Here is a 22,354-nt window from a genome sequence, read left to right as displayed (position 1 = left end):
CCCGCACCGCCCGAACGGAGACCGCCGTGACCGAGACGCCCGCCTGCGTAATCTGCCGCCGCACCCTGTGGGACGACGAACTCGACCGCTACACCTGCCGGATCTGCACCAGCCGCATCGACCGCGACCTCGCCGCCATCGCCGGAACCGACGGCCTGTACGCACAGCTCGACGACGTCCTCGCCTCCGGCAGCGGCAACGGCGGGCTGGCCGTCTCCGGATCCCGCACCGCCCCCCTCCCGCTCCGCCTCGACATCCTCAACGCCATGACCGAAGCCGGGCCCATCCTCGCGCCCCTCGAAACGTGGGTGCGCGACTGGGAGTCCTACGGGCACGCCGACCTGTGCGAAGCCGGCACCCTGCAGAAGCGTGCCGACCATGCTGTCGGCACGCTCCGGTTCAACCTCGAATGGGCTGTTCGGCAGCATGCTGCCATCGACGAATTCGCCCGCGAGATAAGCCACATCGTCCGCACCTGCCGTGCTCAGATCGGCGGCGAGAAGGGGCCCCGCCGCATCCCCGTCACCTGCGCCTGCGGCAGCGTCATCCTCACCACCATCGACACTCGCGGCGAGACCTGCCCCGGCTGCTCCGCCCAGTACGGGCACACCGAAGCACTGTCGCTGCCGCTCGCGGAGAGGCGGATAGCGGCATGACGAAGCCCCCGCCTTCGGGCGGGGGCTTTCGCTGTACGAGCTAGACCGAAGTCCTGGACCGTCGCGTTTTGCGCCTCGTCGGCTCATCCTTCAGCAGTTGTGAGACACGCTGGAAGGAGAGTCCCAGAATGCGGCCGGCATCCCGCTGGCTGAGGTTCCGTGTCAGGGTTGAGGCCGCATGCTGCATCACACGTCGTTCCCTCTCCTCCACCTCCGCTCGCGCCTTCCTAACCTCGGCCGCTTCTCGAAGGACGGCGCGTTCCTCTTCGGTCAGCACCGGTTCGACGGAAACGCTGACCGCATCGGGCTCTACGTCGAGCATGACCGCGATCGATTCGCGAGCAGCCTCGTCGGCCTGCTCCAGGCGCTTGGCCTGACTGAAGACGCCCGGCAGGTCGGGAACCTCGAGGGCCCACCAGTCGCCGGTTCGCCGCGCAATAACGCGGTAGGCGCTCATCGCCACCACCCCTCTCCAAGTTCAGGTTCGAGCGTTTTGTAGATGTTTTCAGCGGTGATCTCGTTGACCTCGCTGTGCTTAGGGATGACCACGCGGATCGAGCCGCAGACCCACATCTGGTGGCTGCCCTTCTGGCGCAGCATTTCGAAGGGGATGCCCTTGGCTTTGGCCGCGTCTCTGATCTTCTTGATCAGGTCCCTGTGCTTCATGAGTGTAAGTCTAGTGCCGCTAGAGCAGTCAAGTCAAGTGGCGCTAGACTTACGCACCCCCATGGCCGGGGCCTCTTCGTCGCGACGGGCTACTCGGGGCTTGAGTCCCTCTTCGGTCGCTTCGACCCGCGCAGCCCCTTCGCGATCTGCTGGGCGCGGGTGAAGTGGATGCCCAGTAGGTCTCCGATCTCCTGCCAGGTCTTGCCTTGTTCGCGGAGCTTGAGGACCCTCTCTTGCCTGATCTCGCGTAGTCGGGCGTGACTGTCGGGCCAGTCCTTCAGGACATCAGTGATCGCCTTTGCGCAGGCTGCGTCGTCCTCGATCTGTTCCAGCGCGCTGACGGCGTCCAAGAACCTCTGCACCTCCTTGGGGTGGTCCGACATCCCCGCCCTCCCTTCCGTTGCGAGAGAGCGCCTGCACTGATGTTAGACCCAGGGTCTTGCATCGCCTAGACCCAGGGTCTAACTTGGTCGTGCGAGGCCGCTCCCGGTCTCGTGTTGCAACAGCAAGAACCCCGGCCCGGCGCTGCGAACGCCATATGGGCCGGGGCCAGACCAACCCGCAACCGCTAAGCCCACGGGAGATCCGCATGAAGAGTACCGCCGTACCCCCGGCCACGTCCGACCGTGCCGCACTGGCCGCCTGGCACGCCCAGCAGGCCGCCGCCCTCTACGACCAGGCCGCCGACGACGCCCGCAAGAACGGCGACGAGACCGAGGCCAACACCTGCGAGGCATACGCCACCGGGGCCCGCGCCCAGTCGCGCCGCATGGTCGCTTCTGGCACCATCCGCGCCGGCCACCGCCGCACCCTTGTCGCACCCGAGCTCGTCGACCTGCCGCCGCTCCCCACCCAGGCCGCCGCCCGCCGCCGCATCATCCGCCAGCGGGGGTGGTGACCGTCATGGACGCCGCCGTCGCCGAGCTGGGCCGCGCCGCCGCGCAGCTCGCCGAGCAGACCCGCCAGCACATGGAAGCCGCCAAGGCCGCCGCAGCCGCCGCTGCTGAGGCCGCACGCCGGGCCGCAGCACAAGCCCGCTAGACCGCCGCGCCCCGGTACCACCCCCAGCCGGGGCGCGGCCCCACCCCCGGATTGACCACCCGAAGGAGCACAGCCATGGGTCTCTTCACCCCCAAGTACCCCGAGGGCGCCGAGCCCCCGAAGAAGCAGTCCCGCGCCGAACGGAAGAGCGAGCAGCGGCGGATTGCCCGCGACGTCGACCTTCAGAACCGGTTCGACGAGCTGGACACCCAGTCCCGCCAGCGGTCCCAGGCATTCATGGACGACTTCTACCGCCGCAACCCCGGCACCCGCCCCAAGTAGCCCCCCCACCCGGATTGACCACCCGAAAGGCCATCCCATGTCCGAGCAGACCCGCATCGCCTACCTCGCCGAGTACCGCGCGGCCCGCGCCGACGGTGACTACGACGCGGCGATCACGATCGTGTTCGCCGCCCTGGACCACGACGCCCAGCACCCCGACCAGCCGCGGCTCATGGACGAACTCCGCGGCCTCCACCAGCCCGCCGCCGCCTGACCGCCCGGAAGGACACGCCATGAAGAAGATGACCTCCCCGCTGATCTACCCGGCGGTCGCCCTGTCCGTGGCGTCCCTGGCGTGGACGACATGGAGCCTCGTCGACCTCCTCGGCACCGGCCTGATCGGCATCACCGTCGCCGCCGGAGCCGACGTCATCTGGGGCTCCGTGATCCTCGCCGAAGCCCGGCGGCTGCGCGTCGCCGGCAAAGCGTGGGTCGTGCCCCTGGTCGGCTGGGCCGCTCTCCTCGCCGTGGCCGGGCTGCTCGTCTGGCACGGCCTCGACAAGGACGTCCTCGCGATGGCTGCCGCAGGGCCGCTGCTGCCCCTTGGCGCCAAGGCCGTCTGGGCCCTCGCTCTGGCGGACATGCGCGACCCCGCGGCGCTGACCGACGACGAGCTGCACCAGCTCGCCCGAATGGAGCGCGGCATGGCCTTCGAGGAGGCGAAGCACCGCATCGAGATGCGGCGCCGCGAGATGGGCGCCGAACTCCAGATGGGCGAAGTCTCCATGGACTTCGACATCGAGCTGATGCGCCAGGACAAGGCCCGCGAACTCAACCGCCGCCGGCCGCTGGAGCTGCCCGCGTCCCAGGCCGGTACCGAACCGGGCGCAACGGTCGAGCGGGTACCGGTACCGCCCCCCTCCGGCCAGCCGGTACCGGAGGCGGTACCGGCACGCCCGGAACTCACAGCCGTACCGGAACCAGAGAGCACCCCGGTACCGGTACGGCAGGCACGTCTCAGTACCGCCAAACGCCAGACCAAGCCCGGTACCGCGAAGAAGGCGAGTACCGCCTCGTTCGACGACCACGTCCGCACCGCCACCGGGTGGCTCACGGCCGAACCCGACCTGTCCGGTACCGCCATCGGGACCCGGCTCGGTACCGGCGACTCATACGGACGGCGCGTCCGCCGCGCCGCCCTCAGTACCACCCAGCCTGGCCCCGCGCCCCGACCCGGTACCGACACCGTCGGCAAAGGCGGAGAGGGATACAACTGATGACCACCACCGACCCCGCCGTCGACGACCGCCTGCACGTCGCGAAGGACATCGACGCCGGCATCCCTGTCACGTTCCTGTCCCGCCTCGCACTGCGCCGCCGCGTCACCGACGCCAACACCCAGTTCCGCCGCGCGTTCCCCGCCATCGCCGGCACCGCCCGCTACACCTGGTGGGGCCTGGTCGGATCCGCGAAGTGCGTGCGCGGTGTGTGGCGGTGGCTCACCGCAGCCGAGTACGAGATCCACCGCGAAGCCAAGCCCGAGCTGGTCGAACGCACCCGAGCCCGACGCCGGAAGACCATTGCCTGGACGCTCACCCCCACCAGCCTCGCCTACGGAACCGTCGCCTGGATCTACCACCCCTGGCCCCTCGCCGGCCTTGCCGCACTCGGCCTCAGCGGATTCGCCGCAGCCGCCATTTCGGAGAAACGAGCACGTCAGGCCACCCTCGACGTCGCCCGGAAGAAGACAGGAAAGCTCCCCGGCAGCAAGGTCGTGCGTCAGGCGTTCGCCGACTCCAAGCTCGGAGAAGTCCGCATCGTCGGCGTCATCGCCCGCACCGACACCGACGACGCCTGGGTCGCGCTCATAGAACTCGCCGCCGGCATGCCCGCATCCAAGGTCATGACCAAGCGGGAAGAGCTCGCCTCAGCTCTTGGCGTCGGCGTTGAGCTCCTCGACTGCACTCCAGTCGTCGGCCACGCTGGCCGGATCAAGGTCACCTGCTTCGACAAGGACCCCATGCAGGGCCCGCCCATCCCCACCCCGCTCCTGCAGAAGCCGCAGGTCAACCTGTGGACCGACCGCATCCCCGTCGGTATCAACCTGCGCGGCCGCATCGTCGACGTGGCGCTGCCGGAGCGGTCCGTCCTCATCGGCGGCGAGCCCGGCGCGGGCAAGTCCGTCGCCGCCATGAACCTGCTGCTCGCCGTCGCCCTCGACCCCGAAGCGCAACTGTGGCTCGGGGACGGCAAGGGCGTCGACACGCTCGACCTGGAGCCCCTCGCCAAGAAGGTCGCCCCCTCGGCGTCGCCCGCGGGCCTCCTCGACATGCTGCAGGAGCTGCGCGTCCACATGGACGAGCGATTCAAAGTCCTGCGGAAGCTCGGCAAGAAGAAGGTCGAAGAGGGCCTTGACCTGCCGCTTATCGTCCTGTGGATCGACGAGCTCGCCCGCTACACCACCGACCCCAAGTTCAAGAAGGAGATCATCGAGGCACTGCGGGACGTCATCCAGCGCGGCCGGGCCTCCGGCATCGTCACCGTCTGCGCCACCCAGCGCCCCTCCGGGGACGTGGTGCCGACCTCAATCCGCGACCTGCTGTCCATCCGCCTCGCCCTGCGGTCCACCACCAACGCCGCATCCGACACCATCCTCGGCCAGGGCCGGGCCGCCGCCGGCTACTCCGCTGCCGCCATCACCGCAGCTCAGCGCGGTGTCGGCTACCTCCTGGACGAGGGCACCGACCCGGTCATCCTGCGGAACTTCTTCGTCAACCCCGCCCAGGAGCGGCAGATCATCGAGCGCGGCTACAGCCTGCGTGAGACCGCCGGCACGCTGGCGCTTGCGGCGGACCATCCGCGGCGGAAGATGCTCACCCTCGTGGTGGAGGCGTTCGGCGAGCAGGACAGGCTGTCCACCGAAGTGCTGTTGGAGCGGCTCGGTGGCGACTGGGACCCGGCCAGCCTCGCCCGCGGCCTGGCGCTCGACGGCTACCCGAAAGCGCTGTGGATCGACGGGGCGACGAAGCAGGGCTACGCCCGTTCCGCGGTCGTCGAGGCTCTCGACGGCCTCTGAACCGGCCCAATATCCCGCCCAAGCCAGACCCAAGAACTTGGACATTTCCCCCAAGATTCTTGGGACTTCACCCCCCAATGCTTGACCCCGCCTGACCTGCACTCTTGCGGCTCTTGGCCCCCTTGTGGCGGCCCTTGGGCCCATCCAGCCCCCCCTCTGAGACCACCAGGAGACCCGTCATGCCCCGCTCCTACACGCCGGCCGAGCGCCGGACCCGCGCCTGGCTCGTGGTCTGCGGCGCCAAGCAGGCGTTCGCCGACTGCGTTGACCCGCTCATCGAGCAGCGGATCGACCGCATCGACGAGCGCGCCGAAGACCGCGGCTACCGCGAGGCCGCCGCGCTCCACCGGCTGCACGAGCAGGCGAAGGACGAGGTAGCCGCCGCCAAAGCCGCGGAGCGGGCCGCCAGCCGCGAGGACCGCCGAGCAGCCCGCACCGCGCGGGAGAAAGCCGAACGGCGCCTCCGTGACACCGAACGCGCGGTGCGCCGCCACGGCTGACAGCTGCCTGTGGCCCCGGACATGCGCCGGGGCCGCGGGGAGCTGGACAGTCCAGCCCCACTACGGAAGGAGCCCGCTATGGGCCTGTTCAGCCGCAAGACCGCCGACAGCAGCCCGGAGGCGCAGGAGTACCGCGCCGCGAAGAAGGCGCTCGCCGACGACCCGCTCAACTCCGGCCGCCTCGGCTACCAGTCCGCCGACAGTCCCGCCGGACGCGTCAACGCCGCCGCCCAGCAGCGAGTGAACGACGCCGAGAAGAACCTCCGCCGCCGCGGCTGACCGGCTAACCCACCACCCTGAGAGGACGCCATGACCACGCCGCTGCCCGAGCCGCTGCCCGAGGTCCACCCGGCCGGGCAGTGGCCCGTACCCGCCCACCACCGGCCGCCCGCCGTCGAATACCGCGACGGGATCCCCTACCACTACACGATCGGCCAGCCCCCCGCCCCGCAGCAGATCGTCGTACAACTCCCCGAAGCGCAGGGCATGAGCCCGCAGCAGCGCGAATTCATGATGTACGTCGTCATGTGGCTCGCCGTCGCCGTCGTCCTCGTCGGCTGCATCTGCGCCGTCACTGTCATCATGGGCGGCACCCTGATGGGCATCATCGGCGTGGTGGGCGCCAACGCGATCCCTATCGGCATGACCGCCGTCGGCGTCATCATCGCCCTCGGCTGGGCCGCCAACAGGATCAAGGGACTCGTCAAGAACGAGAAGGGATGATGAAAGGATGAAGCTGCCGCACCTATTCCACCGCGACCCAAACTGGCAGATCAGCGGGATCTTCGCCTACCACCAGTGCCGTTGCGGGGCCCGCCGCACCGTCCACGTCGCCCGGAACTACTACGGGCCCACAGAGCCCGGCTGGCCAGAGCCGAAGGACAAGCACGGCCGCCTCCTCGTCAAGTCCGGCTGGCGGTCGTAGCCCCGTCTCACCCCTCGCGGCCCCGGTCCTCCCGGACCGGGGCCGCAGGCGTAGGTACCGCGCGGGCGATCCAGCGCTCACCCGCCAGCTGCGCAGGCTGCTGCACCACCCGCGCGCCCAGCGTCGCGCACAGCAACGCCAGCGCCTCCGCGCACTCCTGCTCCGTCGCGGCCATGACTCCGAAGCGAACCGCCATGAGCGCAGTGTGGCGGACCGAGGCCAGCCGAAGAGGCCGAATCCTGACCTTGCTTGACCAGATCATCCGGCATATGTCACAGTGCGTTCGTCGGAGCACACGTGTGTCCGCAGACCTCAAAGCCCCCAGCTTCCGCAGGGGGCTTTCTGCATTCCTGGGGAGGCGCGATGCACCCGGCCGAGCTGTACCCCGACGACCTCGTCTTCGAGCACGAAGCGACCGAGGCGACCGGCGTCCCCGGCCCGACCATCCGCAAGTGGGCCTCGCGCGGGAAGATCCGCCGCTACGAAGGCGACCCCCGGCAGTACTCCGGGCAAGGGCACGAGTACAAGACCATGTACGCCCTACCCGAAGTCCGCGAGCAAGCCCGGCAGTACAAGCCGACACCGCAGCGCGCGCCCAAGGCCGCCTGACAACGCCGGGGCAGAGGCCGAACACTGAGTCACAGAACGGCCACTTCCGCTTCACGCCAGCCGTACAGCGGCGCATCATGGCCCCTCACGTCACGCAACGTCCTGGGGGGACGGCAATGGCCACCAGTAACTACAGCGACATCCAGAAGGCTGTGCGAGTCGAGAAGTTCAGGATCTGGTTCGCATGGGTGTCCGGCGGGATCATCATGCTGATCATCGCCAACGCGACCAGGAACGTTGCGATCGTCAGCGTCATCACGCAGACGCTGCTCGTCGTCCTCGGCACCCTGTCCACCATCGCCGCAGTGACCATGACGAACAGGCTCAACCGCAAGGCTACGGAAGCCCGCAAGGAGATCCTGGGCGACCGATAGCCGGGAGGTAGCGCCCGTGGCTGGTAACCCGCGCAACGGGCGCCCCTACCGCAGGCTGTGCGCTCAGCAGCGTGCCCAGCGGTATCCGTGCTGGATCTGCGGCAAGGACATCGCCTACGAGATCACAGGGCCTGAGGCGAGCAAGCATCCATGGGCGTTCACCCTCGACCACCTGCTGCCCATATCCAAGCGGCCTGACCTTCTCCTCGACCCGGCCAACGCCCGGTCAGCACACAGGCGGTGCAACAGTGCCCGCGGTAACCGCATGAGCATCAAGCAGGAGCGTGCATCACGGAGGTGGTGATCGTGAAGGAGGTTGATATGCCAGCAGAGCGGAGCCAACCGGACGCAATCATTGAGGTGGACCGGCGCCTCAGCGACGAAGAAGCCGACGCGCTGCGAGAGCACGTGGAACTGCATGGACTCGTCGATCTCCCCTTTGGCGCGCAGGTTCGGGCAATCCCGGAGTAGCACCGTGCTGATCGTCGTCACAGGACCACCCGCGGCCGGGAAGAGCAGCTACATCAAGGCCCGCGCCAAGGCGAACGACATCGTCATCGACCTGGACCTCATGGCCCTCGCCATGGCCGGCCCCGGAGCCGACCACCACAAGCACAGCGAGACGCTGCTACGCATCGTGCACCGCGCCAGGCAGGCAGCCATCCATGAGGCGGAGAGGCACCTCGATACCACCGACGTGTACCTGATCCACACTCAGCCCAGCCCGAAGGCGCGCGCCCGGTACAAGCGGCTCGGCGCGCGCATCGTGGTTGTGGACCCCGGTGAGCAGGTGGTCCGGCAGCGGGTCAGGGACATGCGGCAAGGGGAGATGGAAGGCGTGGTCACGCGCTGGTATCGGGACCACCGCAAGGGCGGCTCACGCCCCGTCACTGCCCAGGCTTCCCGGCTCTGGTGAACGCGACGAACGATTTCGATCAACACGAAGAGCAGTCGCGGCAAGGGCATCGGCCCTGGTCGGGGGAGAGAGTGGATCAAAAGTTCAGGGCAGGAGCGGGCGACCCAAACGCCCTTCGCTCCCTGTTTTTTGCGCGGCCTAATTCAAAGATCGCAAGGCCAGCGAATTAGTGACTCTCCGTAGTCACTCGCTAATCACCCTGATCTTGGTTTGAGTGAATTAGTGAGTGTCACAGTCCGTGACGGGGGTGCTGATCATGGGCGCGGTCGAGGAAGCCACCCGCACTGAGCTGGACAATCTTCGAGTCGAGCCAGTCAGCCCCGGCCTTGCCGCGGTCGCGGTCCGCCTCGCCAAAGCTCTCGACGCGATCCCCGCCGACGATGCCCCGACGTCACAGGCCGTCGTCGCGGACAAGCTGACCGCCGTCATGACCAAGCTTCGCGCCCTGGCCCCCATCGGGGAGGAAGGGGATGCGGTCGATGAGCTCACTGCTCAGCGAGCCAAGCGCCGTGCCGAAGCGCAGCAACGCCAAGGCTGACGATCCGATCTACGGGGCGCAGCGCCCCCGCATCCTCACGGTGCCCGACACTGGGCTGTCCAGTGCTGGGCAGGAAGCCGTCGACCTGGCGAGGCGGGCAGGGCTGCACCTCGATCCGTGGCAGCAGTTTGTCCTGGACCAGGGCATGCGAGAGGACGAGGCCGGTAACTGGGCTGCGTTCGAGGTGTGCGTCAACGTCCCGAGGCAGAACGGCAAGGGCGGGATCATTGAGGCCCGCGAGTTGTGGGGCCTGTTCCTCGGCGGCGAGCAGCTGATCCTGCACAGCGCCCACGAGTTCAAGACGGCGAAGCAGGCGTTCAAGCGCATCGAGCGCCTGATTCGTGGGTGCCCTGACCTGCACAAACGCGTCAAGGCTTACCGGTACACGGTCGGTGAGGAAGCGATCGAGCTGCACACGGGGCAGACGCTGCGGTTCATCGCGCGCTCCGGCAGCTCCGGTCGGGGCTTCACTGGCGACTGCAACATGCTGGACGAGGACATGATCCTCGGCGACGACGCGATGAGTGCGCTCATGCCCACGATGGCCGCCGTCGCCAACCCGCAGATCTGGTATCTCGGCAGCGCCGGAATCGGTTCCCCTTCGGTCCACCTGGCCCGGCTCCGCCGACGCGCTTTGGCGGCACGGGAGACGGGCGTGCCCGATCCGTCGCTCGCCTACTTCGAGTGGTCGATCAACGCCCATGCCACAGAGTGCGGGCCTGGCTGCACGGACCATGACGCCGCCGATGCCACGGAGTCCGTGCTCAAGGCGAACCCCGCAGTCGGCTACCGGCTGACGCTGGAGAAGACGGAGCGGGAGAGGCTGTCGATGAGCGCGGACGGGTATGCCCGGGAGAGGCTCGGCGTGGGCAACTACCCGAGTGATGCGGCGGACACGTGGTCGGTCATCGGTGAGGACGCTTGGCGGGCGCTGGGCGACGGAACGTCATCGATGGCGGATCCGGTCGCCTTTGCTGTCGACACCACACCGGAGCGAAGCCACACGGCGATCTGCGCGGCGGGAGCGAACGGCACCGCGACGCATGTCGAGGTAATTGACCACCGGCCCGGTACGGGCTGGGCGGTAGACCGGCTGATCGAGCTGGTGGAGAAGTGGAAGCCGTGCGCCGTCGTCATAGACACCGGCGGGCCGGCCGCCTCACTGATCCCCGCGGCGAAGAAGGCGCTGGAGAAGATCGGCAAGGGAGATGTGCTGATCGAGATGAAGACCCGTGAAGCCGCTGCCGCCTGCGGCCAGTTCTACGACGGGGTCAGCGAGCAGCGCATCGTGCACCTCGACCAGGCGCCGCTGGCCACGGCGCTGGCGGGCGCGGACAAACGGCCGGTGGGCGACGGCTGGGCATGGGCCCGGCGCGGCGTGAGCGTCGACATCAGCCCGCTGGTGGGCGTGACGCACGCGGCATGGGGTCATGCGGAGCGGGCGGACGTGGAGCCGGAAGGGGCACCGAATCTGTGGTGAAGCTCCTGGTCCTGGAGGTGCTGTTCACGGCCGCGCTGCTGGCCGGTGTGGCTCTGGTGCATGTGCCTGCGGCGCTGGTGCTGGGCGGGGTTTTGGGTGTGGTGGCGTGCGAGCGCGCGTCATCGAGGCGTGCCGTCGAGGGCCGGCGCGGTGGGGAGGGGGGTGAGCGGTGAGTCTGTTCGGGCTGTTCGGGCAGCGTGCTGTGGAGAACCCGGCGGTGCCGCTCACCTCCTCGAGCCTGCTCCAGTACCTGGGTGGCGCGGAGTTGGATGCGGGGATCTCGGTTTCGGAGCGTTCCAGCTTGCACATGCCTGCTGTGTGGCGGGCTGTGAGCATCATTGCTGGGGTGTCGTCGGCGTTGCCGCTGCATACGTACAAGGCGGGTACGAAGGAGCGGGTGCCGTCGCAGTTGTTGGCGGATCCGCATCCGGAGCTGACGCCGGTTGAGCTGTGGCGGTTGTGCTACGCGCATCGGGTGCTGTGGGGGAATGGCTACCTGCAGAAGGTGCGCAATGGCGCTGGTGTGGTGAAGGAGTTGTGGCCGGTCACCCCGGACCGGGTTCGTGTCGACCGGGAGAAGCCGACGGCGGAGGAGCCGACGGGTAAAGTTTTCTGGATCACGGACGACTGGGGGGCCGTTCACCGGAAGACGCCGCGGGAGATCCTGCACATCCCTGGCTTGGGCTATGACGGGGTGACGGGCTGCTCGCCGGTGAGGCTGGCGGCGCAGGGCATTGGGCTGGCGCAGGCGGCGGAGAAGTCTGCGGCCCGTCTGTTCGGGTCGGGCAACATGCTCGGCGGGATCCTGCAGACCGAGCAGCGCCTGGACGCGGAGCAGGCCGACGCGCTGAAGGCCCGGTGGCGGGCGAAGATGTCGGGTGTTCAGAACTCTCACGAGGTCGCGGTTCTGGACTCTGGTGCGTCCTTTGAGCCGGTGACGATGCCGAACAGGGACGCCCAGTTCCTGGAGTCGCGGGAGTTCCAGGTTGTTGAGATTGCCCGCATGTTCGGGGTGCCGCTGTTCCTGCTGATGGAGACGGCGAAGTCGACGTCGTGGGGTACGGGGCTTGAGCAGCAGGCGCAGGGCTGGGTGACGTTCGATCTGGCACCGACGTGGCTGACGCCGACGGAGCAGCGGGTCACGAAGGAACTGCTGCCGCCCGGCAAGGAGTACGCGAAGTACGCCCTGGCTGGCTTGCTGCGCGGCGACTCTGCGGGCAGGGCGACGTTCTATCGGGCGATGCGCGACGTTGGCGCCTTCTCTGCGAACGACATTCGCGCCTTGGAGGACCTGACGCCGATCGGCGCGGAGGGTGACTTGTATCTGCAGCCGATGTACATGGCGCCGCTCGGATCGGATCCGCTCGCGGACAAGGCTGCGCCCCCCGAGGAGTCCAATGCGGCGCGGGCCGCGGCGTTGATGGCCGAGGCGCACAGGCTGCTCTTGGCCCCCGAGGAGAGCGAGGAAGGCAGCACATGAGGACCCTGACGAGGACGACGACTGAGGAGCGCCGCCGTCTGCCGTTGTCCACGGCAGAGGTCGCCATCCGGGCGGGCGAGGGCGAGGAGGGCGCTGAGCGTTTCTTCGGCTACGCCGCGATGTTCAACTCCCGCACGAGCATTGGTAACCCGCTGCGGTGGGGCTTCTATGAGGAAGTCGCGCCGGGTGCGTTCACGAAGACAGTCAGCGAGGGCGATGCCCGCATGCTGATTGACCATGACAGCTACTACGTGGTGTCACGGGTGTCGGCCGGGACCCTGTCTCTGGCGCAGGATGCGAAGGGCCTGTCGGCCGACTCGGCCCTCGACTCGGGTCTGTCGTATGTGTCGGACCTGAAGTCCAACATCCGGAACAAGAACATCACCGGCATGTCGTTCGGTTTCCAGGTCGTCAAGGACGACTGGGAAATGGTCGACGTGGAGACCACCGACGGGCAGATCGTGCAGGCGGAGCTGCGCATCCTGCGCGAGGTGAAGCTGTTCGAGGTGTCCGCGGTGACGTTCCCCGCGTACACCGACACTGAGGCGTCGCTGCGGAATGTCGTAGCGGCTCTCGCCCACCGGGGCGACATGGACGCGATCGAGAAGCGCGCCCAGTACCGCCCCGAACTGCTGGATCTGCTGACGATCGACCGCGAGCCGGGTGAGTCCACTCGCGGCACCGAAGCTGCCCCCGAGCCGGCTGAGGCCACTCGACGGGAGCGCGATTCGGTCGACCGCAAGATGCGGGCGCTGGCCGCACGCTACCGGCTTCCCGCGAACTGACACTCACCCCTTGCCGACCCGGCCGCGTGCCGGGCGTTCGGCATGCCCTGAAGGAGGGGCCCACTTATGAGCGCACAGCTCACCCGGCTCGTCGATGAGCAGAACACGACGTGGAAGCGGATGCAGGACATCCAGTCCGCGGCCGACGCGGAGAACCGTGACCTGACCGCCGAGGAGCGCAGCAACTGGGACGCCGCCGAGGCGCGCCTGACTGTGGTGTCCGGCGACATTGAGCGTCTGAACCGCATGGCCGCACTCGAATCCATCGACCGCTCCCAGATCGTCACCACGAGCGGCGGCGAAGAGGCGCGCGAGATCGGCGAGGACCGGGCCAAGCAGTACCGGGACGCGTTCGGCATGTACCTGCGTGGCGGCATGGAGAAGTTGTCTACCGAGCAGCGGATGCTGCTCATGGACCACCAGGTCGACGTGCGCGCGCAGAGCACCGGCGTCGACACCGCGGGCGGCTTCCTGGTTCCGGAGGGATTCCGGGACAGCATCACCGAGACGATGAAGGCATACGGCGGCATTCTCAGCCTGGCCACCGTCATCAACACGTCGACCGGTAACGACCTGCCGTGGCCGACGAACGACGACACCAGCAACGAGGGCGAGATCCTCGGCGAGAACACCGCGGCCGGCGAGCAGGACGTCACGCTCGGCCAGCGGAAGCTGAAGGCGTACACGTTCAGCTCGAAGCAGGTGAAGGTCGCGCTGCAGCTGCTTCAGGACTCGGCGTTCAACCTGGACCAGTGGCTTCCGGGGAAGCTCGGCGAGCGCATCGGCCGCCGTGTGGCCGGCGCCCTGGCGACCGGTACTGGCGTGGACCAGCCGGAGGGCATCACCACGAACACCACGGTCGGCAAGCAGGGCACCACGGGTCAGACGACCAGCATCATCTACGACGACCTGGTTGACCTGGAGCACTCGGTCGACATGGCGTACCGGGCCAACGCCAGGTACGTGATGAACGACGCGATGCTGAAGGTGATTCGGAAGCTGAAGGACACCCAGGGCCGTCCGCTGTGGGTGCCGATTCCGGCGCCCGGGTTCCCGGCGACGATCAACGGTTTCCAGTACACGATCGACAACAAGATGCCGGTTCCGGCCGCGTCGGCGAAGACGATCGTGTTCGGCGATATCGCCAAGGGCTACCTGGTCCGGCAGGTCCAGGACGTGCAGATGATGCGGCTGACCGAGCGGTACGCCGAGTACCTGCAGGTTGCCTTCCTCGGCTTCTCCCGTCTGGACGGGATGGTCGACGACTCCGCCGCAATCCGGCTGTACCAGCACTCGGCTTCCTGACCCTGATCTCCTTCCCGGGCGGCGCGCTGCTGCCGCCCGGGGCCAGTCCCGGAAGGACTCGCCTGCCATGTCCAACCCGTACAACAACCTGCTGACCAAGCACTCTCTGACGCCGGCGGCGCGTACCGCGTCGGCGAACGGGACGGGCGTGGACCGCGCTGTCTCCGGCAGCCTGTTCCAGGACGCCCTGATCGTCATCTCGACGGGCACCGTGACCGACGGCACCCACACCTTCGAGGTGCAGGACTCGGCCGACAACTCGACGTTCGCAGCGGTCGCTGACGCGTACCTGCAGGGTGCCGAGCCTGCTGTCACCTCGTCCAATGACGAGACCGTGTACGAGATCGGCTACCTCGGCGACAAGCGGTACGTGCGGGTCATCACTACCGTCGCGTCCGCCACGACTGGGGGGCTGTACAGCGCGGCGGTCGTTCTGGCCAACCCGCGCGTGGCTCCGGTGGTGCGTAGCTGATGGCCCGCATCCGCATCCTGGAGGCTGTGGCAGGCTCCGACTTCTCCTGGGCTCCGGGCGATGTCGTCGACCTTGGAGACGAGGAGGCGGCGAAGTGGGCCGACGGCTATCGCGCCGAATACGTGACGCCGCCGGCCGAGGAGTCTGCACCGGAGCCGGAAGCCCCAGCGCACGAGCCGGTCGAGGAAGCCGCGGAGGACGAAGGCCCGAAGGCCGCAGAGAAGGCCGCCGTGCGTTCGCGTGGCGGTGGCCGAGGCCGTCGTACTACGACCCGCGGAGAGTAGGGCGGTGACCTGTGCCCGGCTTCGCGACGCTCACGGACAACTTCGACGACAACAGCCGTGACCTGGTGAAGTGGTCCGGCTCCTATGGGGATGTCGTGGAGTCCGGGGGTCGGGCGCGGGTCCCGTGTACGACGGCGTTCTCGGCGTACCAGTCGGCGTCCGCCTACACGTTGGATGAGTCGCAGGTCGGGTGCCAGGTGTTCGCGCCCGCTATGGGCGGGGCGACCGTTGAGGCGCTCGCCGAGGTGCTGGTCATCACCAGCGTCGGCGGGACGGACGGCGGGTTCAGCATCAACACGGTGACCGGCCAGATCTCGTGTGTGTCGCGCACCGGGTACTTCGACGGTTCCGCGGTGGTACTGGCCTACTCGGCGACGACGCACGCCTGGCTGCGGTTGCGCGAGTCGGCGGGGGTCCTGCACTGGGACACGTCGCCGGACGGGGCGGCGTGGACGACGCGCCGCTCCAGCGTCTCACCGGCGTGGGTGAACCACGTGAATCTGAGCGTCGTCATGGCGGGTCACCGCAATAACGGCACGGCCGACTTCGCGGAGTTCGACAACTTCAACATCGCCCGCGCCGGTGGCCTCTCGGTGTCCGTTCGGTCTGCGGCCGGCCTGAGTCCCTATGCCCGCACGGGCCCGACCCTGAGCGGGGGTTGATATGGCGTTCGATCTCGGGGCGGTTGTGCCGCTCGGAACGACCGTGAAGGACTCTGCCGGGGTACTCGCGAACGCGGGCTCGATGGCGTTGACCATCACTCTGCCGGATGCGACGACCGTCGCCGTCTCGCCGGTCACGCCGACGTCGACAGGCGTGTACGCCTACGACTACGCGACGGTGCAGGCTGGGCGTCACACTGTCCGCTGGGTGGCGACCGGCATCAACGCCGGCGCCTACACCGACAGCTTCGACGTCTCGCCGGCCGCGACCTCCGCCCTGCTGTCGCTGGCGGATGCCAAGAAGCACCTGAACATCCCGGCCTCCTCGACGAGCGACGATGATGATGAGATCAGGGGCTGGCTCGAGGCGACAACCCGCGTTGTCGAGCATTTCGTGGGGCCGATTGCCCGCCGCACGGTTGTCGAGACGCATCGGGTGGGCTGGGTGCGTGCGCTGGTGCTGCGGCAGACGCCGGTCATTGCGCTGACAGCGGTGGCGCCTGTGCTGACCGGCGGCACTACCTATGCGGTCGCCGATCTCGACCTTGACGGGGAGACCGGCGTCATCGTCCGCAAGGACGGTGGGGCGCTCCGTGGCCCGCTGCGCGTCACCTACACCGCAGGCCGCTTGGTCGTCGCGGCGAACATCAGCCACGCGGCGCGGATCATCCTTCAGCATCTGTGGCGCACGCAGCGCGGAAGCGCCCGTGGGCCGGCGCTCGCGGGCGGCGATGACTATGCGGTCACCGAGCCGATTCCCGGCCTGGGCTATGCGGTGCCTAACCGTGCGCTGGAGCTGCTTCAGCCGGACCGACTTCCTCCGGGGGTGGCGTAGATGTCCCGCGTACCCGACCTGATCGATGCCCTGGTGGCGCGCTTCCGTACCGAAGAGGGCCTGGCTGCGGCACGCGTCACCGACGGCCCGGAGGTCACAGCGCAGGACGCGGATGACTGGGTGCTGGTCGGCTACGACGGCGACCCGGGCGGCGAGTTCCAGGCCGCGGTGACCGAGGAGGAGTGGGCGGGACTGGGCGCCTCCCGCGAGGAGACGGTTCAGCTTCCGGTCACGCTGCTGGCCCGCCGCGGGGACACGGACGTGAAGGCGGCCCGCGCCCGTGTCTACGAGTTGGGCGCCGCCGTGAAGGCGGTGCTGCGTGCCGATCCTGCTGTGGGCCTGCCCGGCGTCCAGTTCGCCGTCGGTGCTACTGCCCTGTTTCAGGCGCAGACCGATCAGGGCATCCAGGCCCGCCTGGTGCTCACCCTCGCCTGCCGGACCATCTAAGGAGAGAAATGGCCGCGCTCACTACGAACGTGGTCCCGCTTACGGGGCTGCGCTTCGACGATCTGCTCGCCGCCTCACCCGCCAACGCGGGCGGCGACGACTGTGCGACCGGCGCCGGTGTGCTGCTGGTCGTCAAGAACACCGACACCACCGCGAAGACCGTCACGCTGGTCACCCCGGAGACCGTCGATGGCGATCTCGCCGTGGCCGACCGGGCTGTGACGGTGGTGGCTACGACGGGCCTGTCGCTGATCCCGGTCACCGACCGGTACCGCAACCCGTCCACCGGCCGCTGCTCGATCACCTACAGCGCGGTGACCGGCGTGACCGTGTGCGTCGTCAGGACGGCCACGTCATGACCGTGCACATGCGGCACCCGGACCTGCCGGAGACGCAGCAGATCGAGGTGGGCGAGGCGGCCGTGCCGCTTCACCGGGCTGCGGGCTGGGTGGCTGTCGAGCAGCCTCGCCCCGTCGAGCCCGCACCCGCTTCCGAGCCGTCGGCCGACGCCGAGACCGCGCCATCCGAGCCCGCCCGCAAGAGCCGGCGCGGCATCGCTGATAAGGAGAATGACTGATGCCCGCAACTCCGATCGCGTCGGCGGTGCGCTACTACCGGCGTGGCCTGACCAAGGTGTCCTGGGTGCCGACGATCGCCAACAAGGCCGCGCCGTCACGTGCCGAGCTGAACGCCGGCACGGAACTGTCGGTGGAGGTGGGTGCGGTCGAGGGCTGGCAGATCGTGTCTGCTGTCGTCGAGACCCCCGCCCTGGGCTCCAAGTTCAACTCGAAGATCGACGGCGCGATCAGCGCCGACGACTCGTCTCTGACGCTGTACGCGTCGCAGACCGGCACCGACGTCCGGGATCTGCTGGCCCGCGGCGCCAACGGCTTCGTCGTGTGGATGGACGAGGGCGACACCGCGGGCCGGAAGATGGACGTCTTCCCGGTGCGCGTGCTGTCTCAGGGCAAGCTGCGGCAGATGGAGGAAGCGGCCCAGGTGCAGGTCCAGTTCGCGGTCACTTCTGAGCCTGCCGAGAACGTCACCATCCCGGCCTGATGAGCAGCGTCCGCATCCTCAACACGGGCCAGTTGCTGGAGTTGTCCCGGAGGCTGAAGGCTGCGGGCGGTCCGCGGCTCAAGGCCAACATGACGCGCCGGATCCGGCGTACCGCGGAGCCGCTGAAGAGCGACCTGCAGCAGACCATCCGCGGCCTGCCGATCAGGGCCGAGCCTCGCAAGGCTGGCAGTCGGGGCGGTCCGTCTCCGACGTCCCGGCCGCTGCGGGCCACGATCGCCGGGGCGGTTCGGATCTCTGTCCGCACGACCGGGAACCCAGGGGCCCGGGTCTGGGTGGACCGGTCTGCTCTCCCGCCGGATCTGCGGAAGATGCCTTCGGTCATGAACTCGGCGAACGGCCGGATCCGGCATCCGGTGTTCGGCAACAAGCGTCGCTGGGTGAACCAGTGGACCACCCCGCTGTGGTGGGAGAAGACCACCCGCAGGCATATCCCGCGCATGACGGCTGACGTCGCGCGGGTCCTGGATGACGTCCGTAACCAGATCACCTAGGAGACCCGTTGATCATCGTGTATGCGCCCAGGGACGGGGAGCGGGAGCACTTCGATGCCCGGTCGCTGCGGGTCTCCGAGGCGTCGATCGTGTCGCGGACCACCGACATGAAGTGGGCCGAAGTCCAGCAGAGTCTGCAGGCGGATGACCTCGAGGCGATGCGCGGCGTGGCATGGGTCATCAAGAAGCGCGGCAACCCGTCTCTCCGCTGGGATGACTTCGATCCGGGCGTTGAGGAGCTGTATACGCGCCTCGACAAGGACGAGGTCGTGGGGTGGGTGAATGCGGGGATCGCCGTCGCCACCCAGAATCCGGATGCCATGCCGGCTGACATCCGGGCGGCCCTGTCGGATCTGCCGAGTCTCGCCTTCGACCGCGAGCACGCCGAGCGGGTTATCGAGGAAATGGTCGCGGACCCAAAAGACGAGACCGACCCAGGCCCGACGACGGAGAAGTTGAGCGAGCCCCCGAGCGGGACCCCGACATCGACGTTGTCCGAGTCCAGTACCTCGCCCTCTTCGCCCACGTCCTCCACATCCCACCCCGAGACGTCGACGACCTGACAGTGGAGGACTTCGACGTCCTCACCTACTGGATCGACAGGCATCTCGCCGACACTGCAGCCGCTGGGGGTGAGTGATGGCCGAGCGCCTGACATTCGTCCTCGACGGCCGCGACGATCTCTCGCGCGTGCTTGGTCACGCCGGGGACTCCGCCATCCGTCTCCGCGACACGATGACGGACGCGGCCGACGGGTCGAACCAGGCGCTGCTGACGCTGACGCGGGACGCGGACGGCAGGCTCCGCGACCTCCGCGGCCAATTCGTGTCGACGGCGGACGCGGCCCGGCTCATGGGGTCGCAGCTCACCAGGACTAGCGCGCCGATCGCGGACTGGTCCTCGGCCGCCGACCAGGGCCGGAAGGTCGGCGAGCGCCTGAAGGCGATGCTGATCTCGCTCGCCCCTGCCGCGCTTCCGGTGGCTGCGGCGATGGCTCCGCTTGTCGCTTCGACGGCGGCCGCTGGTGTGGCCGTAGGCGTGTACGCGGCCGCGCTCGGCCCGCAGATTGCGGCCATGACGGAGGCGGCGGAGGCGGAGAAGAAGTACCGAGACGCTGTCGAGAAGTCTGGGAAGACTTCGAAGGAAGCGGTCGCGGCGCAGCAGGAGTATGTGCGGGCGATGGAGAAGCTGCCGCCCGCGACTCGCACCGCTGCTGCGGCCCTGTCGGTCTTGAAGGACGAGTACAAGGACTGGTCCGACAGTCTCGCCAAAGACACGATGGGGCCCTTCACTAAGGGCCTTGCGGTCGTCGGCGGGCTGCTGCCGAAGCTGACGCCGCTGGTGCGTGGCACCTCGGTCGAACTCGACCGGATGATGACGATCCTGGCCGGTGGCATGGAGTCGCCCGGCTTCGACCGGACGATTGAGAGGTTCACCGACTTCTCGACTGGTGTCCTGCAGCGGATGAACGACGGCATTGTGAGCCTGACCCGCAATTTGGACACCGGCAAGGTCGGCGGCGGGATCAGCGAATTCATGGACTATGCCCGCGCTCAGGGCCCGGTCGTCGGGGACACCCTGAAGAATATCGGGGAGGCGTTGGTCAACGTCCTGAAGGCTGGCGGGGATGTGGGCGTCGGCATGCTTCAGGTGGTGAACGTGCTGAGCAAGCTGGTTGCGGCTGTCCCCGCCGGCGCTCTCACAACGCTGTTCCAGCTGGTCATCGCCTTGAAGCTGACGAAGCTTGCCGCCGTAGGGCTGGGCGCGGCCCGTGCCGCTGTGGCTGCGTTCGGTGTGTCGCTGGCGGCGATGCAAACGGCGGCGGCGGGTGCGACCGGCCGCATGGCGGCTCTCACGGCCGCGTTCGGCACCCTGTCCCGCGGGGCCAGGCTTGCGGTCGCGGCAACCGGCATAGGCCTGCTGGTGATCGCCATCAGCGAGCTGATGAGCATCGGCCAGAAGGCGCCGGCCGACCTCGACAAAATGACTTCGTCGATCGCCCAGTTCGCGCGGTCGGGGAAGGTCAGCGGCGAGGCGGCACGGGTACTCGGCGCAGATCTCGGTGAGCTGGAGAAGAGTCTCCGGACCCTGGCTCGGCCGTCGAACAGCCAGGGTGTCCAGCAGTGGATGACTCAGCTGATCGGCATGGACTCCACCCCGGTGAAGGAAGCCAAGGAGAACCTGGGTGCTTTCGATGGAGCCTTGGCCAACCTCGTCAAGAACGGCAACCCGCAGCTGGCCGAGGCGGCGTTCCGACGCGCCGCAGCCGGAATGGGCGAGCTCGGCAAGAGCGAATTGCGCGGCCAGCTGACCCAGTACAGGGAGGCGCTGGCGGACGCTAAGTTCGAAGCGCAGCTCGCCGCTGAGGGCATGGGCCTGTTCGGTCAGCAGGCGCTGGCAGTATCAGGGAAGCTGGCTGCACAGAAGGCCAGCGCTGACGGACTGCGCCAGTCGATCAACGCCCTCGCTCAGGCCCAGCTCATCGCCCGTGGCGGCATCCGCGGCATGGAAGCAGCGATCGATGCTGCGGACGCGGCGTTCAAGGAGAACGGCAAGACCCTCGACGAGAACACGGCGAAGGGCCGCGCGAACAACCAGGCCCTCGATGATCTGGCTGGTGCCACAATGAGGGCCGCGGAGGGCGCCCGTGAGAACGGTGCGTCGTGGGAGACCGTCAACGGTATCTACGATCGTGGCCGAGGGAAGCTTGTCTCGGTGGCCCGGCAGATGGGCCTGAACGAGGGCCAGGCGAAGCGGCTGGCGGATCAGATCCTGAAGACCCCGGACAAGACTGCCCGGCTCAAGGGCAACATGGAGGATTTGCAGCGGAAGCTGGACAACGCGAAAGCCCAACTGAAGAGGGTGCCGGACTCCCGCAAGGCGAAGGTTCGGGCGACGATCGCCGACCTCGAAGCGAAGATCCGCAGTGCACGCCGTCAGCTGGATGCGCTGGACGGGAAGACGGCTAAGACGCACATCGTCACGTACTTCTCCAGCGTGGGCCAGCCCGGTTCGAAGGTGCCGGTAGCGCGACGGCCCGACCTGGCGTCGGGCGGCATGGTCGGGTTCCCTGGCGGCGGCCCGGTCCGCGGCCCCGGTACGGGAACGTCGGACAGCATCCTTGCCAACCTCAGCAACGGCGAGTTCGTCATCAAGGCCGCGGCCGTAAATAGGTACGGCGTGAAGGTCTTCGACGACCTCAACGCGATGCGGGTACAGATGGCGACCTCAACCCGGGCCACGGCCATCGCTGCGCCAGTCGTATCACGGCGCGTACCAGCGACGCAGGCCGCTGACGTCGGCGGATTCGCCGCCGGGGCCGCGATGTCCGAGGCCCAGATGGTGGCCATGGTGCGGTCTGTCGTTGCCGAGCTCACCGCCGCGCAAGCGCCTTGCGAGGTGCGGGTGTTCGTCGGCGACCGCGAGATCACCGACATTGTGCGGACCGAAGTCGACCGGTCGAACGGCGAAATCGTGACCGCTCTCTACGCCGGTCGGAGGGGGTGACCT

37 protein-coding genes are annotated in these 22,354 nt (G+C 68.3%); 33 read left to right on the top strand and 4 right to left on the bottom strand.

The genetic code is table 11. The features are described 5' to 3' along the window. The first annotated feature begins 26 nt into the window (after positions 1 to 26). Positions 27 to 656: a hypothetical protein gene (locus NLX86_RS18945; protein WP_254372900.1), complete on the top strand. Its 630-nt coding sequence runs from the start codon at positions 27 to 29 to the stop codon at positions 654 to 656. A 40-nt stretch (positions 657 to 696) separates the two neighbouring features. On the opposite strand, the gene NLX86_RS18940 is transcribed toward NLX86_RS18945, so the two are convergent. The 3 genes from NLX86_RS18940 to NLX86_RS18930 all read right to left on the bottom strand — a co-directional run bounded on the left by NLX86_RS18940 (position 697) and on the right by NLX86_RS18930 (position 1,705). Further along, positions 697 to 1,113 carry a type II toxin-antitoxin system HicB family antitoxin gene (locus tag NLX86_RS18940; protein ID WP_254372899.1) on the bottom strand — a complete coding sequence of 139 codons (417 nt, stop codon included), beginning with the start codon at positions 1,111 to 1,113 and terminating at the stop codon, positions 697 to 699. Then, complete coding sequence (locus NLX86_RS18935) at positions 1,110 to 1,322, bottom strand: type II toxin-antitoxin system HicA family toxin (protein WP_254372898.1); 213 nt, start codon at positions 1,320 to 1,322, stop codon at positions 1,110 to 1,112. Before NLX86_RS18935 ends, NLX86_RS18940 begins: the two co-directional genes overlap by 4 nt. A gap of 89 nt (positions 1,323 to 1,411) precedes the next feature. After that, positions 1,412 to 1,705: a hypothetical protein gene (locus NLX86_RS18930; RefSeq protein WP_254372897.1), complete on the bottom strand. Its 294-nt coding sequence runs from the start codon at positions 1,703 to 1,705 to the stop codon at positions 1,412 to 1,414. Positions 1,706 to 1,911: 206 nt separating this feature from the next. On the opposite strand from NLX86_RS18930, the gene NLX86_RS18925 reads away from it, so the two are divergent. The 10 genes from NLX86_RS18925 (at position 1,912) to NLX86_RS18880 (ending at position 7,086) form a co-directional block, all read left to right on the top strand. Then, positions 1,912 to 2,220 (top strand): hypothetical protein, encoded by a 309-nt coding sequence (locus tag NLX86_RS18925; protein ID WP_254372896.1) that lies wholly within the window; start codon positions 1,912 to 1,914, stop codon positions 2,218 to 2,220. Between the two features lie 5 nt (positions 2,221 to 2,225). Further along, positions 2,226 to 2,363, top strand: coding sequence for a hypothetical protein (locus tag NLX86_RS18920; RefSeq protein ID WP_254372895.1), 138 nt, complete (start codon positions 2,226 to 2,228; stop codon positions 2,361 to 2,363). A 75-nt stretch (positions 2,364 to 2,438) separates the two neighbouring features. Next, the gene (locus NLX86_RS18915; protein WP_254372894.1) at positions 2,439 to 2,645 is read left to right on the top strand and encodes a hypothetical protein; all 207 of its coding nucleotides are present in this window, start codon (positions 2,439 to 2,441) and stop codon (positions 2,643 to 2,645) included. 37 nt (positions 2,646 to 2,682) lie between these two features. Continuing rightward, a complete protein-coding gene (locus tag NLX86_RS18910; RefSeq protein WP_254372893.1) occupies positions 2,683 to 2,859 on the top strand; it encodes a hypothetical protein in 177 nt (58 codons plus the stop codon). 19 nt (positions 2,860 to 2,878) lie between these two features. Continuing rightward, positions 2,879 to 3,862, top strand: a complete 984-nt coding sequence (locus tag NLX86_RS18905; protein ID WP_254372892.1) for a hypothetical protein — start codon at positions 2,879 to 2,881, stop codon at positions 3,860 to 3,862. After that, complete coding sequence (locus NLX86_RS18900) at positions 3,862 to 5,661, top strand: FtsK/SpoIIIE domain-containing protein (protein WP_254372891.1); 1,800 nt, start codon at positions 3,862 to 3,864, stop codon at positions 5,659 to 5,661. The genes NLX86_RS18905 and NLX86_RS18900 overlap by 1 nt, the downstream gene beginning before the upstream one ends. Positions 5,662 to 5,840: 179 nt before the next feature. Beyond that, positions 5,841 to 6,161 (top strand): hypothetical protein, encoded by a 321-nt coding sequence (locus NLX86_RS18895; RefSeq protein ID WP_254372890.1) that lies wholly within the window; start codon positions 5,841 to 5,843, stop codon positions 6,159 to 6,161. 78 nt (positions 6,162 to 6,239) lie between these two features. Then, positions 6,240 to 6,440 carry a hypothetical protein gene (locus NLX86_RS18890; protein WP_254372889.1) on the top strand — a complete coding sequence of 67 codons (201 nt, stop codon included), beginning with the start codon at positions 6,240 to 6,242 and terminating at the stop codon, positions 6,438 to 6,440. 30 nt (positions 6,441 to 6,470) lie between these two features. Then, positions 6,471 to 6,884, top strand: coding sequence for a hypothetical protein (locus tag NLX86_RS18885; RefSeq protein ID WP_254372888.1), 414 nt, complete (start codon positions 6,471 to 6,473; stop codon positions 6,882 to 6,884). A 7-nt stretch (positions 6,885 to 6,891) separates the two neighbouring features. Beyond that, the gene (locus NLX86_RS18880) at positions 6,892 to 7,086 is read left to right on the top strand and encodes a hypothetical protein (RefSeq protein WP_254372887.1); all 195 of its coding nucleotides are present in this window, start codon (positions 6,892 to 6,894) and stop codon (positions 7,084 to 7,086) included. Between the two features lie 7 nt (positions 7,087 to 7,093). On the opposite strand, the gene NLX86_RS18875 is transcribed toward NLX86_RS18880, so the two are convergent. Next, positions 7,094 to 7,282, bottom strand: a complete 189-nt coding sequence (locus NLX86_RS18875; protein WP_254372886.1) for a hypothetical protein — start codon at positions 7,280 to 7,282, stop codon at positions 7,094 to 7,096. A 167-nt stretch (positions 7,283 to 7,449) separates the two neighbouring features. On the opposite strand from NLX86_RS18875, the gene NLX86_RS18870 reads away from it, so the two are divergent. The 22 genes from NLX86_RS18870 to NLX86_RS18765 all read left to right on the top strand — a co-directional run bounded on the left by NLX86_RS18870 (position 7,450) and on the right by NLX86_RS18765 (position 22,351). Beyond that, a complete protein-coding gene (locus tag NLX86_RS18870) occupies positions 7,450 to 7,695 on the top strand; it encodes a hypothetical protein (protein WP_254372885.1) in 246 nt (81 codons plus the stop codon). Positions 7,696 to 7,811: 116 nt separating this feature from the next. Further along, the gene (locus tag NLX86_RS18865) at positions 7,812 to 8,069 is read left to right on the top strand and encodes a hypothetical protein (RefSeq protein WP_254372884.1); all 258 of its coding nucleotides are present in this window, start codon (positions 7,812 to 7,814) and stop codon (positions 8,067 to 8,069) included. Positions 8,070 to 8,085: 16 nt separating this feature from the next. Next, entirely contained in the window at positions 8,086 to 8,373 is a 288-nt protein-coding gene (locus NLX86_RS18860; protein ID WP_254372883.1) for an HNH endonuclease, read from the top strand. A 2-nt stretch (positions 8,374 to 8,375) separates the two neighbouring features. After that, on the top strand, positions 8,376 to 8,540 hold the full coding sequence (locus NLX86_RS18855; protein WP_254372882.1) for a hypothetical protein: 165 nt from the start codon (positions 8,376 to 8,378) through the stop codon (positions 8,538 to 8,540). Positions 8,541 to 8,544: 4 nt separating this feature from the next. Continuing rightward, positions 8,545 to 8,985, top strand: coding sequence for an ATP-binding protein (locus NLX86_RS18850; protein ID WP_254372881.1), 441 nt, complete (start codon positions 8,545 to 8,547; stop codon positions 8,983 to 8,985). Positions 8,986 to 9,241: 256 nt separating this feature from the next. After that, positions 9,242 to 9,523 (top strand): hypothetical protein, encoded by a 282-nt coding sequence (locus tag NLX86_RS18845; protein ID WP_254372994.1) that lies wholly within the window; start codon positions 9,242 to 9,244, stop codon positions 9,521 to 9,523. Then, a complete protein-coding gene (locus NLX86_RS18840; RefSeq protein ID WP_254372880.1) occupies positions 9,465 to 11,003 on the top strand; it encodes a terminase in 1,539 nt (512 codons plus the stop codon). The genes NLX86_RS18845 and NLX86_RS18840 overlap by 59 nt, the downstream gene beginning before the upstream one ends. Further along, positions 11,000 to 11,176 carry a hypothetical protein gene (locus tag NLX86_RS18835; protein ID WP_254372879.1) on the top strand — a complete coding sequence of 59 codons (177 nt, stop codon included), beginning with the start codon at positions 11,000 to 11,002 and terminating at the stop codon, positions 11,174 to 11,176. Before NLX86_RS18840 ends, NLX86_RS18835 begins: the two co-directional genes overlap by 4 nt. Further along, positions 11,173 to 12,483 (top strand): phage portal protein, encoded by a 1,311-nt coding sequence (locus NLX86_RS18830; RefSeq protein WP_254372878.1) that lies wholly within the window; start codon positions 11,173 to 11,175, stop codon positions 12,481 to 12,483. The genes NLX86_RS18835 and NLX86_RS18830 overlap by 4 nt, the downstream gene beginning before the upstream one ends. Continuing rightward, the gene (locus NLX86_RS18825; protein WP_254372877.1) at positions 12,480 to 13,268 is read left to right on the top strand and encodes an HK97 family phage prohead protease; all 789 of its coding nucleotides are present in this window, start codon (positions 12,480 to 12,482) and stop codon (positions 13,266 to 13,268) included. Before NLX86_RS18830 ends, NLX86_RS18825 begins: the two co-directional genes overlap by 4 nt. Before the next feature lie 66 nt (positions 13,269 to 13,334). Further along, positions 13,335 to 14,573, top strand: a complete 1,239-nt coding sequence (locus NLX86_RS18820; protein WP_254372876.1) for a phage major capsid protein — start codon at positions 13,335 to 13,337, stop codon at positions 14,571 to 14,573. Positions 14,574 to 14,640: 67 nt separating this feature from the next. Further along, complete coding sequence (locus tag NLX86_RS18815; protein WP_254372875.1) at positions 14,641 to 15,045, top strand: hypothetical protein; 405 nt, start codon at positions 14,641 to 14,643, stop codon at positions 15,043 to 15,045. Then, complete coding sequence (locus NLX86_RS18810) at positions 15,045 to 15,329, top strand: hypothetical protein (protein WP_254372874.1); 285 nt, start codon at positions 15,045 to 15,047, stop codon at positions 15,327 to 15,329. The genes NLX86_RS18815 and NLX86_RS18810 overlap by 1 nt, the downstream gene beginning before the upstream one ends. 11 nt (positions 15,330 to 15,340) lie before the next feature. Beyond that, the gene (locus NLX86_RS18805; protein ID WP_254372873.1) at positions 15,341 to 15,991 is read left to right on the top strand and encodes a hypothetical protein; all 651 of its coding nucleotides are present in this window, start codon (positions 15,341 to 15,343) and stop codon (positions 15,989 to 15,991) included. A gap of 1 nt (position 15,992) precedes the next feature. Then, on the top strand, positions 15,993 to 16,826 hold the full coding sequence (locus NLX86_RS18800; protein ID WP_254372872.1) for a hypothetical protein: 834 nt from the start codon (positions 15,993 to 15,995) through the stop codon (positions 16,824 to 16,826). Further along, a complete protein-coding gene (locus tag NLX86_RS18795; protein ID WP_254372871.1) occupies positions 16,827 to 17,273 on the top strand; it encodes a hypothetical protein in 447 nt (148 codons plus the stop codon). It abuts the gene before it with no gap. 8 nt (positions 17,274 to 17,281) lie between these two features. Next, positions 17,282 to 17,632 (top strand): hypothetical protein, encoded by a 351-nt coding sequence (locus NLX86_RS18790; protein WP_254372870.1) that lies wholly within the window; start codon positions 17,282 to 17,284, stop codon positions 17,630 to 17,632. Then, positions 17,629 to 17,850, top strand: coding sequence for a hypothetical protein (locus NLX86_RS18785; protein WP_254372869.1), 222 nt, complete (start codon positions 17,629 to 17,631; stop codon positions 17,848 to 17,850). Before NLX86_RS18790 ends, NLX86_RS18785 begins: the two co-directional genes overlap by 4 nt. Next, on the top strand, positions 17,850 to 18,332 hold the full coding sequence (locus NLX86_RS18780) for a hypothetical protein (RefSeq protein ID WP_254372868.1): 483 nt from the start codon (positions 17,850 to 17,852) through the stop codon (positions 18,330 to 18,332). The genes NLX86_RS18785 and NLX86_RS18780 overlap by 1 nt, the downstream gene beginning before the upstream one ends. Next, the gene (locus NLX86_RS18775) at positions 18,332 to 18,844 is read left to right on the top strand and encodes a hypothetical protein (RefSeq protein WP_254372867.1); all 513 of its coding nucleotides are present in this window, start codon (positions 18,332 to 18,334) and stop codon (positions 18,842 to 18,844) included. The genes NLX86_RS18780 and NLX86_RS18775 overlap by 1 nt, the downstream gene beginning before the upstream one ends. A gap of 8 nt (positions 18,845 to 18,852) precedes the next feature. Further along, entirely contained in the window at positions 18,853 to 19,407 is a 555-nt protein-coding gene (locus tag NLX86_RS18770) for a hypothetical protein (protein WP_254372866.1), read from the top strand. A 76-nt stretch (positions 19,408 to 19,483) separates the two neighbouring features. After that, on the top strand, positions 19,484 to 22,351 hold the full coding sequence (locus NLX86_RS18765; protein WP_254372865.1) for a hypothetical protein: 2,868 nt from the start codon (positions 19,484 to 19,486) through the stop codon (positions 22,349 to 22,351). Positions 22,352 to 22,354 lie beyond the last annotated feature (3 nt).

Origin of the sequence: Streptomyces sp. A3M-1-3 (assembly GCF_024213665.1) — a bacterium.
Lineage (GTDB): Bacteria > Actinomycetota > Actinomycetes > Streptomycetales > Streptomycetaceae > Streptomyces.
Note: the sequence above shows the minus strand (reverse complement) of the source record. Positions and strands in the feature narration are given on the sequence as shown.

Excerpts from the sequence above, each read along its gene's own strand:
- NLX86_RS18940 (WP_254372899.1), bottom strand. The coding sequence starts at position 1,113 with ATGAGCGCCTACCGCGTTATTGCGCGGCGAACCGGCGACTGGTGGGCC.
- NLX86_RS18935 (WP_254372898.1), bottom strand. The coding sequence starts at position 1,322 with ATGAAGCACAGGGACCTGATCAAGAAGATCAGAGACGCGGCCAAAGCC.
- NLX86_RS18930 (WP_254372897.1), bottom strand. The coding sequence starts at position 1,705 with ATGTCGGACCACCCCAAGGAGGTGCAGAGGTTCTTGGACGCCGTCAGC.
- NLX86_RS18925 (WP_254372896.1), top strand. The coding sequence starts at position 1,912 with ATGAAGAGTACCGCCGTACCCCCGGCCACGTCCGACCGTGCCGCACTG.
- NLX86_RS18920 (WP_254372895.1), top strand. The coding sequence starts at position 2,226 with ATGGACGCCGCCGTCGCCGAGCTGGGCCGCGCCGCCGCGCAGCTCGCC.
- NLX86_RS18915 (WP_254372894.1), top strand. The coding sequence starts at position 2,439 with ATGGGTCTCTTCACCCCCAAGTACCCCGAGGGCGCCGAGCCCCCGAAG.
- NLX86_RS18910 (WP_254372893.1), top strand. The coding sequence starts at position 2,683 with ATGTCCGAGCAGACCCGCATCGCCTACCTCGCCGAGTACCGCGCGGCC.
- NLX86_RS18905 (WP_254372892.1), top strand. The coding sequence starts at position 2,879 with ATGAAGAAGATGACCTCCCCGCTGATCTACCCGGCGGTCGCCCTGTCC.
- NLX86_RS18900 (WP_254372891.1), top strand. The coding sequence starts at position 3,862 with ATGACCACCACCGACCCCGCCGTCGACGACCGCCTGCACGTCGCGAAG.
- NLX86_RS18895 (WP_254372890.1), top strand. The coding sequence starts at position 5,841 with ATGCCCCGCTCCTACACGCCGGCCGAGCGCCGGACCCGCGCCTGGCTC.
- NLX86_RS18890 (WP_254372889.1), top strand. The coding sequence starts at position 6,240 with ATGGGCCTGTTCAGCCGCAAGACCGCCGACAGCAGCCCGGAGGCGCAG.
- NLX86_RS18885 (WP_254372888.1), top strand. The coding sequence starts at position 6,471 with ATGACCACGCCGCTGCCCGAGCCGCTGCCCGAGGTCCACCCGGCCGGG.
- NLX86_RS18880 (WP_254372887.1), top strand. The coding sequence starts at position 6,892 with ATGAAGCTGCCGCACCTATTCCACCGCGACCCAAACTGGCAGATCAGC.
- NLX86_RS18875 (WP_254372886.1), bottom strand. The coding sequence starts at position 7,282 with ATGGCGGTTCGCTTCGGAGTCATGGCCGCGACGGAGCAGGAGTGCGCG.
- NLX86_RS18870 (WP_254372885.1), top strand. The coding sequence starts at position 7,450 with ATGCACCCGGCCGAGCTGTACCCCGACGACCTCGTCTTCGAGCACGAA.
- NLX86_RS18865 (WP_254372884.1), top strand. The coding sequence starts at position 7,812 with ATGGCCACCAGTAACTACAGCGACATCCAGAAGGCTGTGCGAGTCGAG.
- NLX86_RS18845 (WP_254372994.1), top strand. The coding sequence starts at position 9,242 with ATGGGCGCGGTCGAGGAAGCCACCCGCACTGAGCTGGACAATCTTCGA.
- NLX86_RS18840 (WP_254372880.1), top strand. The coding sequence starts at position 9,465 with ATGAGCTCACTGCTCAGCGAGCCAAGCGCCGTGCCGAAGCGCAGCAAC.
- NLX86_RS18825 (WP_254372877.1), top strand. The coding sequence starts at position 12,480 with ATGAGGACCCTGACGAGGACGACGACTGAGGAGCGCCGCCGTCTGCCG.
- NLX86_RS18820 (WP_254372876.1), top strand. The coding sequence starts at position 13,335 with ATGAGCGCACAGCTCACCCGGCTCGTCGATGAGCAGAACACGACGTGG.
- NLX86_RS18815 (WP_254372875.1), top strand. The coding sequence starts at position 14,641 with ATGTCCAACCCGTACAACAACCTGCTGACCAAGCACTCTCTGACGCCG.
- NLX86_RS18810 (WP_254372874.1), top strand. The coding sequence starts at position 15,045 with ATGGCCCGCATCCGCATCCTGGAGGCTGTGGCAGGCTCCGACTTCTCC.
- NLX86_RS18800 (WP_254372872.1), top strand. The coding sequence starts at position 15,993 with ATGGCGTTCGATCTCGGGGCGGTTGTGCCGCTCGGAACGACCGTGAAG.
- NLX86_RS18795 (WP_254372871.1), top strand. The coding sequence starts at position 16,827 with ATGTCCCGCGTACCCGACCTGATCGATGCCCTGGTGGCGCGCTTCCGT.
- NLX86_RS18790 (WP_254372870.1), top strand. The coding sequence starts at position 17,282 with ATGGCCGCGCTCACTACGAACGTGGTCCCGCTTACGGGGCTGCGCTTC.
- NLX86_RS18785 (WP_254372869.1), top strand. The coding sequence starts at position 17,629 with ATGACCGTGCACATGCGGCACCCGGACCTGCCGGAGACGCAGCAGATC.
- NLX86_RS18780 (WP_254372868.1), top strand. The coding sequence starts at position 17,850 with ATGCCCGCAACTCCGATCGCGTCGGCGGTGCGCTACTACCGGCGTGGC.
- NLX86_RS18775 (WP_254372867.1), top strand. The coding sequence starts at position 18,332 with ATGAGCAGCGTCCGCATCCTCAACACGGGCCAGTTGCTGGAGTTGTCC.
- NLX86_RS18765 (WP_254372865.1), top strand. The coding sequence starts at position 19,484 with ATGGCCGAGCGCCTGACATTCGTCCTCGACGGCCGCGACGATCTCTCG.